The sequence below is a fragment of the Gilliamella sp. wkB7 genome (assembly GCF_001693435.1).
GTDB classification, from domain to species: domain Bacteria; phylum Pseudomonadota; class Gammaproteobacteria; order Enterobacterales; family Orbaceae; genus Gilliamella; species Gilliamella apicola_N.
This window is the reverse complement of record NZ_CM004509.1, coordinates 1,580,317-1,593,792: the sequence shown is the minus strand read 5'-3', so window position 1 is coordinate 1,593,792 and position 13,476 is coordinate 1,580,317. Positions and strand designations below refer to the sequence as shown.

The 13,476-nt window shown below is 34.4% G+C and carries 13 protein-coding genes; 6 read left to right on the top strand and 7 right to left on the bottom strand.

Features of this window, described 5'->3' with window-relative positions; translation table 11 throughout:
• Window positions 1-27: 27 nt before the first annotated feature.
• Genes lpxB through fabZ form a run of 3 tightly spaced genes read right to left on the bottom strand, consistent with a single transcriptional unit; the run spans window position 28 to window position 2,436 of the window.
• Window positions 28-1,170, bottom strand: coding sequence for a lipid-A-disaccharide synthase (gene lpxB / locus A9G17_RS06920; protein ID WP_065738091.1), 1,143 nt, complete (start codon window positions 1,168-1,170; stop codon window positions 28-30).
• Entirely contained in the window at window positions 1,170-1,949 is a 780-nt protein-coding gene (gene lpxA, locus A9G17_RS06915) for an acyl-ACP--UDP-N-acetylglucosamine O-acyltransferase (RefSeq protein ID WP_065738090.1), read from the bottom strand. The genes lpxB and lpxA overlap by 1 nt, the downstream gene beginning before the upstream one ends.
• A 40-nt stretch (window positions 1,950-1,989) precedes the next feature.
• Window positions 1,990-2,436, bottom strand: coding sequence for a 3-hydroxyacyl-ACP dehydratase FabZ (fabZ, locus tag A9G17_RS06910; protein WP_065738089.1), 447 nt, complete (start codon window positions 2,434-2,436; stop codon window positions 1,990-1,992).
• Window positions 2,437-2,673: 237 nt separating this feature from the next.
• On the opposite strand from fabZ, the gene fkpA reads away from it, so the two are divergent.
• The 3 genes from fkpA to tusC are packed head-to-tail and all read left to right on the top strand — an operon-like array spanning window position 2,674 to window position 4,261.
• Complete coding sequence (gene fkpA, locus A9G17_RS06905; RefSeq protein ID WP_065738088.1) at window positions 2,674-3,492, top strand: FKBP-type peptidyl-prolyl cis-trans isomerase; 819 nt, start codon at window positions 2,674-2,676, stop codon at window positions 3,490-3,492.
• A 50-nt stretch (window positions 3,493-3,542) separates the two neighbouring features.
• A complete protein-coding gene (gene tusD / locus A9G17_RS06900; protein ID WP_065739113.1) occupies window positions 3,543-3,878 on the top strand; it encodes a sulfurtransferase complex subunit TusD in 336 nt (111 codons plus the stop codon).
• A gap of 29 nt (window positions 3,879-3,907) precedes the next feature.
• Complete coding sequence (tusC, locus tag A9G17_RS06895; protein ID WP_065738087.1) at window positions 3,908-4,261, top strand: sulfurtransferase complex subunit TusC; 354 nt, start codon at window positions 3,908-3,910, stop codon at window positions 4,259-4,261.
• Between the two features lie 198 nt (window positions 4,262-4,459).
• Here the strand turns inward: tusC and nagE are convergent, their stop codons facing one another.
• Window positions 4,460-5,941, bottom strand: a complete 1,482-nt coding sequence (nagE, locus tag A9G17_RS06890; RefSeq protein ID WP_065738086.1) for an N-acetylglucosamine-specific PTS transporter subunit IIBC — start codon at window positions 5,939-5,941, stop codon at window positions 4,460-4,462.
• Between the two features lie 242 nt (window positions 5,942-6,183).
• On the opposite strand from nagE, the gene nagB reads away from it, so the two are divergent.
• The 3 genes from nagB to A9G17_RS06875 are packed head-to-tail and all read left to right on the top strand — an operon-like array spanning window position 6,184 to window position 9,412.
• Window positions 6,184-6,990 carry a glucosamine-6-phosphate deaminase gene (nagB, locus tag A9G17_RS06885; protein ID WP_065738085.1) on the top strand — a complete coding sequence of 269 codons (807 nt, stop codon included), beginning with the start codon at window positions 6,184-6,186 and terminating at the stop codon, window positions 6,988-6,990.
• 11 nt (window positions 6,991-7,001) lie between these two features.
• Complete coding sequence (nagA, locus tag A9G17_RS06880) at window positions 7,002-8,144, top strand: N-acetylglucosamine-6-phosphate deacetylase (RefSeq protein ID WP_065738084.1); 1,143 nt, start codon at window positions 7,002-7,004, stop codon at window positions 8,142-8,144.
• 35 nt (window positions 8,145-8,179) lie between these two features.
• Window positions 8,180-9,412, top strand: a complete 1,233-nt coding sequence (locus tag A9G17_RS06875; protein WP_065738083.1) for an ROK family protein — start codon at window positions 8,180-8,182, stop codon at window positions 9,410-9,412.
• 50 nt (window positions 9,413-9,462) lie between these two features.
• Here A9G17_RS06875 and asd read toward each other — a convergent pair whose 3' ends face one another.
• The 3 genes from asd to A9G17_RS06860 form a co-directional block, all read right to left on the bottom strand.
• The gene (gene asd, locus A9G17_RS06870; RefSeq protein WP_065738082.1) at window positions 9,463-10,566 is read right to left on the bottom strand and encodes an aspartate-semialdehyde dehydrogenase; all 1,104 of its coding nucleotides are present in this window, start codon (window positions 10,564-10,566) and stop codon (window positions 9,463-9,465) included.
• 176 nt (window positions 10,567-10,742) lie between these two features.
• Complete coding sequence (locus tag A9G17_RS06865; protein WP_065738081.1) at window positions 10,743-12,812, bottom strand: prolyl oligopeptidase family serine peptidase; 2,070 nt, start codon at window positions 12,810-12,812, stop codon at window positions 10,743-10,745.
• Window positions 12,813-13,027: 215 nt separating this feature from the next.
• The gene (locus A9G17_RS06860) at window positions 13,028-13,459 is read right to left on the bottom strand and encodes a PTS sugar transporter subunit IIA (RefSeq protein WP_065738080.1); all 432 of its coding nucleotides are present in this window, start codon (window positions 13,457-13,459) and stop codon (window positions 13,028-13,030) included.
• Window positions 13,460-13,476: the final 17 nt, after the last annotated feature.

Sequence of the window (13,476 nt, the reverse complement as noted above, 5' to 3'; positions counted from 1 at the left end):
ATCCTCTAACTGCGTATTTTTAAAACACTAATCCTTTAAAACATCTAATACTGCTTGTGCAGCTTGTTCATCAGCATTACAACGAATTTGTTTATGTAATGTGAGAAAGGTATTTTTAACTTCGGTATTATCTCCTTCTAAAAAAGGGATAATATGATTGGCGATATTTTCTGGTGTGCAATCTTGTTGTAATAGTTCGGGTACAAGTTCTTTTCCAGCTAAAATATTGGGTAAAGAAACATAAGGCGTTTTGATTATTTTTTTAGCTAACCAAAAAGTAAATGCTTTCATTTTATATCCTACTACCATTGGGCATTTGGCTAACATACACTCTAATGCTGCTGTGCCAGATGCCAAGATAGTGGCATTACTTGAAATCATCGCTTCACGAGCTTGACCATCTAATAGCTGCACTTCAAGATTAGGGGCGATTTGAGCTTTGATTTGTTCAAACTCTTTACGTCTTTTAGCATTAACTAACGGTACCACAATATGTAAATCAGGATAACGCTTACGTAATAATTGTGCTGCTTTTAGAAATGGTTCTGACAGTAAAGAGACCTCTGCGTGACGGCTACCAGGCAATAAAGCCAAACAAAGACAATCAAGAGGGATACCTAATTGCTGACGCATTACTTTTTGATCTGGATTTAATGGAATATCATCTGCCATTTTATGACCGATAAAACGGCAAGGAACATCAAACTTATCATAAAACGCTTTTTCAAAAGGTAAAAACGCTAAGATAAGATTAGTATTGCGTTTAATTTTAAATACTCGTTTTTGCTTCCACGCCCAAACCGAAGGACTCACATAGTGAATAGTTTTAATGCCTGCTTGCTTAAGTTTGCCTTCTAACGAAAGATTAAAATCAGGGGCGTCAATACCAATAAAAATATCAGGTTTTAACTCAATAAGGCGTTTAGTGATGTCGCGACGAATAGCTAAAATACGACGTAATCGACCTAACACCTCAATGATCCCCATAACCGAAAGTTCATCCATTTCGTACCAAGCTTTACAGCCTTCAGCCTGCATTTGTGGTCCAGCAATTCCAATAAACTCAATATTGGGATGATGATTTTTGAGTGCGCGAATTAAACCTGCACCAAGAATGTCGCCCGAGGTTTCCCCTGCGACTAACGCAATGATTAATGGTTTATTTATCATTAACGGATGATGCCACGCGTTGAACGTGAAAAGAAATCAATAAATAATTGGACTTCAGGATACTGTTTAGCTATGGTTTCAATCTCTACTTTGGCATCGTCTAATGTTAAGCCGTTTCGATAAAGGACTTTATAACTATTGCGAATCGCTTGCAAAGCCTCTTTACTAAACCCACGACGTTTTAAACCTTCATAATTTACACCGTGAGGGCTTGCATGATTACCTTGGGCAATAACATAAGGTGGTACATCTTGGGCAACACCAGAGCACCCACCCACCATAACATGTGAACCAATAACACAAAATTGATGAACGGCTGTCATGCCACCTATAATTACATAATCGTCTAATTGGACATGTCCGCCTAAAGTTGCATTATTAGCTAAAATACAGTGATCACCAATGACACAATCGTGAGCAACATGTGCATTAATCATAAATAGATTATCATTGCCAATACGCGTTAATTCACCACCTTGAACGGTGCCACGGTGAATGGTTACGCTTTCGCGAATCATGTTGCGATCACCGATTTCAGTGCGCGTTGGTTCACCACGATATTTTAAATCTTGGTTAACTTCACCAATTGAAGTAAATTGATAAATTTGATTATCTTTACCAATTTTAGTGTGACCATTGATGACTACATGTGATTTTAAAAAGGTCCCATCACCAATTTCAACATTTTCACCAACAAAGCAAAAAGGTCCAATTTTGACATTATCGCCAATTTTAGCCCCTTTTTCTATTACTGAACTTGGATGTATTTCCGTTGACATAGCATTTCCTTAATACTTTTGGGATATTTCAAAATCAATATTATTTACGTGCACACATCATTTCGGCTTCACAAACCAGATTACCATCAACTGTTGCAACACCATGGAACAATGCAATACCACGACGTTCTTTGATATATTCCACATCAAGTACGATTTGATCACCAGGTACTACAGGGCGTTTAAAGCGAGCTTTATCAATTGAAGCAAAATAGTAAAGTTGACCCGGAGATAACGCTTCAATGCTTTTGAAAGCTAAAATTCCAGTTGCTTGAGCCATCGCTTCTAAAATTAAAACGCCAGGAAAAATCGGTTTATTTGGAAAGTGACCTTGGAAGAATGGTTCATTAAAAGTGACATTTTTAATGGCTTTTAATGTTTTGCCCTTTTCATAGCTAAGTACACGATCAACCATCAAAAATGGATAACGATGAGGTAGTAAGCTGATGATTTCTTCAATATCAAGGGTATTAAGTTCGGTTGTCAAAATAGCTATCCTTTTACATTATTTGCTATAAATTGTACTCATTATAACTGAGGATGTGGCTTTCACTCAAGAATGATTTGAATAGTACTTTTTGTTTATACGAATCTGCTTATGCTATGTTATTATAATTTATTTACATAAATGATTTGTAAATACTATATTATCTTACATTAAATCATTTATAATAATTTAAATAGTAAAATTGAGCTATAAAAGATTCTAACTCGGAGAAGTAGTATGAAATCATTGATCAAAATGACATTAGTAAGTAGTGCAATCGTATTAGCATTGGTTGGGTGTGATGATAAAAAAAATACAACTGATAGCAACGCCAGTACCAATAAAGTGACAATATCAACTGATGCACAAAAAGAGGCTTATGCTTTAGGTTCTTCGTTTGCTTCATATATGTCGACAAATTTAGAGCAAAATGAAATTAGTCCAGATAAAGAATATCTAATTAGTGGTTTTAACGAAACATTTCGTGGTGCTTCTCAACTTTCAAAAGATGAAGTTAAAGATGTTTTAGAAGCATTTGGTAAACGTATTCAAGAAGAAACCAAAGCTCGTTTTGAAAAAGAAAAAGCGGAAAATACTGCCGCTGGCGATAAATTCCGTGAAGAATTTGCAAAAGAAAAAGATGTTAAACAAACAAAATCAGGATTACTTTATCAAATCATCAAAGAGGGTTCTGATCGCCATCCAAAAGCTGATGACACCGTTATTGTTCATTATACCGGTACTTTAACTGATGGTCGTAAATTCGATAGTTCTTATGACCGAGGTGAAACTGCAACTTTCCCTCTTAATGCGGTAATTAAAGGTTGGACTGAAGGAATTCAATTAGTTGGTGTGGGTGGTAAAATTAAACTTGTTGTTCCACCAGATTTAGCTTATGGAGATCAAAGTTTTCCTGGTCAAGATGATAAAGTAGGTATTCAACCAGCATCAACATTAGTATTTGAAGTTGAATTACTTGGTATTGATGGTGATAACAATGATAAAACTGAACAATCAACATCTGATCAAAATAAAAACAACAATAGCGCTAAATAAGATTTAGCTGACTAATTTTGACTGATTCATTAAGTTATACACTTGTTGTTATGGGTCCCGCATATGGGACCCAATCTGCTTATTGTGCCTATCAATTTGCACAAACTTTGCTATCCAAAACTTCTCATACAATTAAAAATATCTTTTTTTATGCAGATGGTATCTATAATGGTAATAGGTTTACCGATCCCGCTAGTGATGAATTTGATTTAGTATCAGCATGGCAGGCGTTGGAAAAAGAGTATTGTTTAACGTTAACTATTTGTGTTGCTGCTGCTCAAAGACGAGGCGTTATTGAAACGAATCTTGCTGATTGTTTTCAGTTAACTGGGCTTGGTGAATTAAGTGCATCTATTGCAGAAACAGATCGAACTATTCAATTTTAGTATTAAAAATTTAGTATTAAGGCTGTTAAATGAAAAAAGTCGCAATTATTATTAGTTCTCTACCTCATGGTAATGCTAAGGGCCGAGAAGCATTGGATATTGCCTTAGCTGCATCCGCAATTAATCATATTTCTGTCTTTTTTGTTGATGATGGTGTATTTCATCTGTTACCTAATCAATCTCCAGAACACATTTTAATGCGTGATTATATTGCGACATTTAATATGCTTGAACTTTATGATATTGAAGATGTTTATGTATGCGAATCTTCACTTAATACAAGAAACCTTGCTAATATAACACATAATATTGCTTGTAAAGTTATTAATAACCAATCATTAAACCAATTATTAAATATTCAAGAAGTAATCTTAACATTCTAATTTTTTATACTGAAACGTATAGATAACCTGAAATTATTTTACAAATAAGATTTATAAAAAGGGATAGCTAATGGATTAGAGTTAACGTAATTTTTATGAGATTGGATGAGGCAAAATAAATAATCCACGCTATTTTTAATACTTATACTGTATAAATATCGTGGATTATTTTATTAATATAATTTTATAAATTTTTTACTATACTAACTTTTTCATATGATCAGCGATTTTTTCTGCTTGCTGACCAACTACAATTTGTACACCTGTTTTCCCTAATTTAATTACCGCCATAGCGCCAAGGGCTTTTGCAGACTGTTCGTCAATTAGATCTGTATCTTTTACACTTAAACGTAAACGTGTGATACAAGAATCAATATTCGTTAGATTTTCTTTACCGCCAACAATGACTAGATATTGTTCTGCAAGTGCTGATACATCACCAACTGCTTCTTTCGAAGAGGTGCTTTCAGTTGTTGGTGTGTCAGTTACTACATCGTCTTCACGTCCTGGTGTTTTTAAATTGAATTTGACAATCACAAAACGGAATACTACATAGTAAACTACAAAGAATACTAATCCTTGGAGAATTAACATATACCAATGTACAGCTAATGGATTACGTGATTGCAGTAACATATCAAGTAAACCAGCACTAAATGCGAAACCTGAAATCCACTGTAAACTCGCGGCAATAAACAAAGAAATACCCGTTAAAATAGCATGTATTACATAAAGTACGGGCGCTACAAACATAAAGGCAAATTCTAACGGTTCAGTAATACCAGTAAAGAAAGCGGCGAAAGAAGCTGCTAACATAATTGAAGCCGTTTTATCTTTATTCCCTTTTTTTGCTGTATGATACATAGCTAGTGCTGCGCCTGGTAAACCAAACATCATAATCGGGAAAAAACCAGCTTGATAACGACCAGTAATACCAGCAATTGCTTTACCACTATCAATGGCATTTTGTCCAGCTAAGAAGTTAGGGATATCATTAATATCAGCAACGTTAAACCAGAATACTGAATTAAGTGCATGATGCAATCCAACAGGAATAAGTAGACGGTTAAAGAATCCATAGATACCTGCACCAATTGCACCTAATCCTTTAATTTCACTACCAAATGCAACCAAGGCTTGATAAATATGTGGCCAAACGTAAAGCATTGCAAAAGCAACAAATAACATTACAAATGAAACAAGAATAGGTACCAGTCGTTTACCACTAAAGAATGCAAATGCTTTATGTAATTCAATATTACTAAAACGATTATATATTTCAGCAGAAATTACACCAACTAAAATACCAATAAACTGGTTTTGATTAATTTTATTAAATGCTTTAGAAACTTCATCTATTGGTGTGTTAGTTAATAATGATACTGAAGCTGGAGATAGTAATGTTGTGATGACTAAAAAACCAACTAAGCCACTTAAAGCCGCTGCACCATCTTTATCTTTAGACATACCATATGCAATACCAATAGCAAATAGTATCGCCATATTATCAATAATCGCGCCACCAGATTTAATTAAAAAAGCAGCAATAATACTATTTTGTCCCCATCCTTGAGGATCAATCCAGTATCCAATGCCGAGTAATATTGCAGCTGCAGGTAAAACTGCTACAGGCACCATAAGCGAGCGCCCGATACGTTGCAAATAAGCTAAAATTCCCATAAGTTTACCTCGTATAATTTTTGGGGATATATTAAAGATGATATTTTCATCTTTAAATGAATATAAATAATTCAGTACTATTTCACTCTATATTATTTTACTTCGCAAATTAATTATGCATTTTATGTGATTTAGGTCACGATTTTTTTTGATTAATTTAGTTAATATAGTAAAATACAATTAACATATTTTACTTCTAAAAAAAAGAAGTTATTAAATTATATCAAAAGAGGTATTATCTCATGAGACTTATTCCTTTACAAAATGCTCAAGAAGTTGGCGCTTGGGTGGCACAACGCATTGTAAAAAAAATTAATGATTTCAAACCGACAGCGGATCGTCCATTTGTTTTGGGATTACCAACAGGAAGTTCACCATTGATCATGTATCAACAACTTATTAAACAATATAAAGCAGGTAGGGTAAGTTTTAAACATGTGGTTACGTTCAATATGGATGAATATGTAGGGCTTCCAGAAAATCATCCAGAAAGTTATCACACATTTATGTATGAAAATTTCTTTAACCATATTGATATTGATAAAAATAACATCCATATATTAAATGGTAATGCAGCAGATATTGACGAAGAATGCCGTCAGTATGAAGAAAAAATTAAAAATTATGGAAAAATCAATGTGTTCGTTGGTGGCGTTGGTCAAGATGGACATATTGCCTTTAATGAACCAGGCTCTTCGCTTTGCTCTCGTACTCGAATTAAAACATTAACCGAAGATACACGAATTGCTAACTCTCGTTTTTTTAATAATGATGTTAATCAAGTGCCAAGACATGCACTGACTATTGGTGTTGCAACTTTAATGGATGCACAAGAAGTCATTTTATTAGTTTGTGGTCATAACAAAAGTTTAGCACTGCAAGCTGGAGTTGAAGGATCAGTTAATCACCTTTGGACTGTGACTGCATTACAAATGCATCCATCATCGCTTATTGTTTGTGATGAGCCAAGTACTGATGATCTTAAAGTAAAAACATTAAAATATTTCAAACAAATGGAAGCTGATAATCTAAAAGTTAACGTTTTATAAGGGATAAAACAATGTATGCATTAACAAATTGTCGTATCTATACAGGTTATGAAATTCTTGAAAATCACACTGTTATTATTGATGGTGATAAGATTTCTAAAATCTGTAAACAAGACGAACTATCTGAAAATATCACTATTGAAGATTTACAAGGTGCAATTGTTGCGCCTGGGTTTATTGATATCCAAGTAAATGGTTGTGGTGGTGTACAATTTAATGAAACACTCGATGCGTTAAGCATTGAAACATTAGAAAAAATGCAAGCAACTAATCTTGCTTATGGGTGTACGAGCTATTTACCGACTTTAATCACATCAACAGATGAATTTATGATCAAAGCGGTAAGAGTGATGCGGGAATATTTAGTTAAACATCCTAATCAAGCACTGGGTTTACATCTTGAAGGGCCTTATATCAATCCTGAAAAGAAAGGTATCCATGATGAAAATATTATCCGTTTACCATCGCAAGAAATGATCGACTTTCTTTGTGATAATGCTGATGTGATTAAAATTATTACTCTAGCACCCGAAAGAGTTGAAACTAATTTTATTAAACAATTGGTTAGTGCTGGGATTCATGTTTCAGTTGGCCATTCCAACGGTCATTATGATGATTGCCGTCGAGGTTTTAATGCTGGAATTAGTCTAGGTACACATTTATTTAATGCTATGCCATATATTACTGGGCGCGAACCTGGTGTAGTTGGTGCTATTTATGATGAACCTGACGTTTATGTTGGTATTATTGCCGATGGACAACATGTTAGCTGGGCAAATATTCGAAACAGCCATAAAATCAAACAAGATCACTTGATATTAATTACTGATGCTATGTTACTGGCCGGTTCAGATTTAACATCAGCAGTATTTGCAGGTAAAACCATTTATTATAAGGATGGTCGTTGTGTAGATGAAAAAGGTACATTAGGTGGTTCAGCTTTAACTATGATTGATGCAGTAAAAAATGCAGTCGAATATGTTGGTATTGCATTGGACGAAGCATTAAGAATGGCAACCCTTTATCCTGCGAAAGCAATTGGTGTTGATAAAACTCTTGGTAGCGTTAGTGAAGGTAAAATAGCCAACTTAGTTATCTTTGATCGTAACTTTACTATTATTAAAACGGTTGTTAATGGAGAGATCAACGGCTAAAATGTAAGATAATTAATGAAATATTGAGATATCGTATGACCTTTAATTATCTAAACTTAGTTGGAAATGCTGATCTGATCAAACAATTAAATTATGCCATGATTTATCGTTTGATTGTTCAGCATGCTCCTATTTCTCGTATTCAATTGGCTGAAATTAGCCATTTAGCGCCAGCCAGCATTACTAAGATTACTCGCCAACTGATTAAAAAAAAACTGATTAGAGAAGTCGATGCACAACAGTCAACGGGAGGGCGTCCTGCCGTTTCAATTGAAGCTAAATTCAACAATTATCAGACTATTGCTGTGCAGCTCAGTCGTTCACATGTAACAATTGAACTTTATGATATTGGTGGTCACTGTTTAGCATCGAATGTATATCCATTAACGCATTTTACGCAGGAGCTCGTGCAAAAATATCTGATTAAATTGATTGAGCAATTTATCCAAGAGAATAATAAAAGAATAAAAAATCTTATTGCCATATCAGTCGTACTTCCTGGATTGATTGATTCTGTACATGGTATGATTCGTTATATGCCTCACATTCAAGTTAAAGAATGGCCATTAGCGGAAGAATTACAAAAACAATTTAATGTTTCAATTTTTTTAGGTAATGATATTCAAAGTTTGGCACTGGCTGAAAGCTATTTTGGTACGACACAAAATGTGGATGATTCTATTTTAATACGTGTCCATCGGGGAGTCGGTTCTGGTGTTATTATTAATCAACAATTACTAACTAATCATAATCAAAGTGCATGTGAAGTTGGTCATATTCAAGTCGATGCGTTAGGTGAGCGCTGCCATTGTGGCAATTTTGGCTGTTTAGAAAATCGAGTGGTTAATAATGCGATTGAGCATCGAGCCAAACAGATGATTGAACAAGGCTACCCAACGCAATTATCTCTGGATGAATGCAGTATTGCTAATATTTGTCATTATGCAAATCAAGGTGATGAACTTTCCATCAAGTTAATCAAAGATGCGGGTGAAAATCTAGGTCGTGCAGTTGCTATTATGGTCAATATCTTTAACCCGCAACAAATTGTGTTAGCGGGTGAATTAACTAGATCACCAGAAGTATTGTTAAATGCGGTAAACAGCGCATTAAATGCACAAAGCTTAGAAGAGTTAAGAAAAAATCTTACTATCAATTGTTCATCACTCAATGACCGATCGGCAATTGGTGCATTTGCATTGGTGCAACAAGCTTTATTTAATGGTTCATTATTAATGATATTACTCGAAAACGATTTAACTGTATAATAGCATTTATTTATAAGCATAAAAGCCCGTTAACCGGGCTTTTTTGTTGATTAAGCTAAGATACGAAGCATTCTTCTTAATGGTTCGGCTGCACCCCATAATAACTGATCGCCAACAGTAAAGGCAGATAAATAGTCTTTACCCATATTAAGCTTACGTAAACGTCCAACAGGTGTAGTTAATGTACCTGTAACAGCAGCAGGAGTAAGTTCTCGCATCGAAAGTTCACGATCATTTGGAACAACTTTAACCCAATCGTTATGTGCAGCAAGTAATTTTTCAACTTCTGGAACACTGATGTCTTTTTTCAACTTAATTGTGAATGATTGACTATGACAACGTAATGCACCGATACGCACACAAAGTCCATCAACAGGGATAATTTCGCTAGTACCTAAAATTTTATTCGTTTCAGCTTGACCTTTCCATTCTTCTCTACTTTGACCATTATCTAAAGCTTTATCGATCCAAGGAATTAAACTACCAGCTAATGGAACACCAAAATTATCCGTTGGTAAGCTACCATCTCGCATTTTTTGGGTAACTTTGCGTTCTATATCTAAAATAGAAGAATTAGGATCCTGTAGCTCTTTAGCTACTTCAGCATTAAGCATTCCCATTTGTGTTAATAACTCGCGCATATGACGAGCACCACCACCAGAAGCCGCTTGGTAAGTGGAAACAGATATCCAATCAACTAAATTTTCTGCGAACAATCCACCGAGTGACATTAACATCAAACTTACCGTACAGTTACCACCAACAAAAGTCTTTATTCCTTTGTCTAAAGCAGCATGGATGTTAGCTTTATTTACAGGATCAAGAACAATAATAGCATCATCTTCCATTCGTAGAGTTGATGCGGCATCAATCCAGTAACCTTGCCAGCCTGTTGCACGTAATTTTTTATAAATTTCAGAAGTGTAATCACCACCTTGACAGGTCACAATAATATCTAATGCTTTCAACGCATCAATATTATTTGCACTTTGCAATGTTCCTGTTTTACCGCCAAAAGTAGGCGCAGCTTGACCAGCTTGTGATGTAGAAAAGAAAACAGGGTTGATATAATCAAAATCATGTTCTTCAACCATTCGTTGCATAAGAACAGAACCAACCATTCCTCGCCAACCGACAAAACCAACATTTTTCATAGTTTATTTCCAATAAGTAGATGTTATAGGTAAAGATTATCTACTATTAAAACAAAATATTGTAATAAAACAAGTAAGATAAGAATTATTTTTGTAGTAGCGGATATGATAACGTGGTGTTATATATAATTTTATAGACAAAACTGAATGTTATACAAAAACTAGCACATCATAAGCTAGTCAGTAATATTCGTTTTCCACATAAAAAACACTATTATATTAACAAAATTATTAACAAAATGGCCAGCATCTTCATTAGCAATTACCAAGACCTGTTCGTCTAAAGAGGTGTGATTGATCTCATTAAGTCGAGCTGAAAATTTTGCACTCTGCCAAGGAAATACACGTTCATCTTTCAATCCGACCGAAAGCATAACTGGTGGGTAGTTAACATCTTCACGTAGATTAAGATAAGCATCGATTGTTTGCAGATTATTCAATTCCTGCTTATTAAAAGGTGAACCAAATTCCGGAAAATTTACACTACCAATTGGTATTTGATCTAAACGGCTCATATTCAACATACCTGAAGTGATTGATGCGGCGGCAAAAAGTTCCGGATGTGTTGCTAATGCAATGCCAATTACAATGCCACCAGCACTGGCGCCACTAATGACTAGCTTGGATGAGTTTGTGTAATGATGATCAATAAGGTATTTTGCGCATTTGATAAAATCATTGACTGAATTTATTTTATTTTTTCCTTTTCCATCATGATGCCATTTAGGTCCGAGTTCTCCACCACCACGAACATGGGCAATAGCAATAATTCCACCTTTCTCAAGCCAAATTAAACGTGTGGTATCATAATTATTAGGATAATTACTTTCGCCATAAGCTCCATAAGCCGTTAACCAAGTTGGATTATTGTCATCAAGTTTGATTCCTTTTCGATGAATAAGGGTAAGAGGAATGAGTTCGCCATCATTGGATTTAACCCATTTTTGCTCTGATTCATAATCTGCAAATAGTGATGCATCAGTATTTATTATTTTAGAATCTTCAACTAACTGACTATCAGGATCATATTGCCATATTTTAGGTGGTATATTCCAATTTTGTTGAGTAAATAAAATCCTTTTACGGTTTAGGTTAGTAAAAATAGCGGTTACCTCATTACCATTAATAATCGGAATGGATTTGATAGTATGTATATCGGCGAAAGGAATAGTAACAAATTTAGGGGTTCCAGATTCATAATAAGCAAGATAAATAGCATCTTTGCTTGCTGCAAACTCCGTCAATTCCCCTTTTTTCCATTCTATTATTTTTTCTTCTGGCGAATTGATATTATTAAGGTTTAATCGAGAAATGGTATAACCTGAAAAGTTGTTATATTTAGCCAAGTAAAGCCAATTATCTCGTACCAAAAAATCCGTTACATTTTGTTTTCTATCGATGATCTTTTTCCAATGTCTTTTTTCCTGATAAAGAGAAGTATTGTCGGTTAAATACAAATCTATGGTATCACCGGATATTGAAGATTCCACTGAAGCAACAGCCCAGTTGGCAGATAGAGATAAGTAGGTATATTGGTCAGTATTAGCTTGATAATTCACAATATTGGCTTTGCCAAAAATAGCCAAATCCTTTTCAATATTGGTGCCTAAACGATGAAGATAAAGTTCTTCCGTTCCTGACTTTCTATTATCAGAATCAGCAAGATCATTACGATGATAGAAAAAAGATGAATTATCCTCCGTCCATACTAAATTTGGCACAGTAATGCCGGATATGCTATCGGGTAGATGTGATCTATTTTTTACATTAATCACATTGATAGCTGAAATTTCAGAGCCATTTTCAGAAATAGCATAAGCAACATACTTACCATCATTTGATGGGTAGAAATTATATATACCATATCCTACTGGCGGATCGACTAATAATTTTTCTTTGCCCAGACGATCTTTAACAAACAAACGGTTATAAGGATGGTTCTCCGTTTCTTTTAGGTAAAAGCAATTATCGCCAACATATTGAATATTCCATATGACTGGTTGGGAATCATAGGCTGTTAAGGTATTAAATCGTTTTACTACAGAAGCTTTCCAAGGCAGAGCATTAAGTATTTTTTGGGTTTCATGTGACTTTGTTAATAACCATTCATTGATTCGTGCTTGATCGGTTTCCATCCAACCATAGTTGTCGACTGATGAATAAGAGTTTTTAGATACACAACTAATGCAATTCATTAATGATAAAAAGATGATAATGATATAAAAATATTTTTTGAATAAGAACATTACCGTTTCCCTTTATCATATTTATAAAAAATGAAGCTTAAATAATCACCTATTTCTATCATTTATATCATGATATATCAAACGGTTATTATTATTTATTCGTATTGACTCACAATTTACCAATACTTATAGATTATTATTGCTATTTAAATAAATTATTTTGATAAAAAAAGCCCGATAATTCGGGCTTATTTAAGTTTGGCGAATTGTCGATTTTAGAAATCTTCATCACTTGATTCATCTACACTCATTGAGGCCATATTATACCGCTCAATACCTTGAGTTCCGGCTTGTATAATATCGGGTAACAATGTTGGTAGATTTACTTCATCACGTTGCATAAAAGTTTCTAACAACATGGGGACATTTACACCAGTGACTATTTCTATATTAGGAAAATCAGCCATCAATCTAACTAAAGTATTAAATGGTGTCCCACCTTTTAAATCAACAAAACATACAATTTCTGAGCCAAAACCTTGTAACTCTTCTAGCTTTTGTTGCAGTTGTTGTTGAAAATCATCTGTTGATTGTCCCATTGCAAACGAAACAGCTTCACACTGAGATTGTTTACCACAAATCATTTCAGTTGTTTCAATTAAACCTTTCGCTGTTGAACCATGTGTACTGACTAATACAGAAATCATCGATTTAAGTTCCTATT

Coding starts and splice junctions, on each gene's coding strand:
- lpxA (WP_065738090.1), bottom strand. CDS start 1,949: ATGTCAACGGAAATACATCCAAGTTCAGTAATAGAAAAAGGGGCTAAA.
- nagE (WP_065738086.1), bottom strand. CDS start 5,941: ATGGGAATTTTAGCTTATTTGCAACGTATCGGGCGCTCGCTTATGGTG.
- nagB (WP_065738085.1), top strand. CDS start 6,184: ATGAGACTTATTCCTTTACAAAATGCTCAAGAAGTTGGCGCTTGGGTG.
- A9G17_RS06865 (WP_065738081.1), bottom strand. CDS start 12,812: ATGTTCTTATTCAAAAAATATTTTTATATCATTATCATCTTTTTATCA.
- A9G17_RS06875 (WP_065738083.1), top strand. CDS start 8,180: ATGACCTTTAATTATCTAAACTTAGTTGGAAATGCTGATCTGATCAAA.
- nagA (WP_065738084.1), top strand. CDS start 7,002: ATGTATGCATTAACAAATTGTCGTATCTATACAGGTTATGAAATTCTT.
- asd (WP_065738082.1), bottom strand. CDS start 10,566: ATGAAAAATGTTGGTTTTGTCGGTTGGCGAGGAATGGTTGGTTCTGTT.
- A9G17_RS06860 (WP_065738080.1), bottom strand. CDS start 13,459: ATGATTTCTGTATTAGTCAGTACACATGGTTCAACAGCGAAAGGTTTA.
- tusD (WP_065739113.1), top strand. CDS start 3,543: ATGGGTCCCGCATATGGGACCCAATCTGCTTATTGTGCCTATCAATTT.
- fkpA (WP_065738088.1), top strand. CDS start 2,674: ATGAAATCATTGATCAAAATGACATTAGTAAGTAGTGCAATCGTATTA.
- tusC (WP_065738087.1), top strand. CDS start 3,908: ATGAAAAAAGTCGCAATTATTATTAGTTCTCTACCTCATGGTAATGCT.
- lpxB (WP_065738091.1), bottom strand. CDS start 1,170: ATGATAAATAAACCATTAATCATTGCGTTAGTCGCAGGGGAAACCTCG.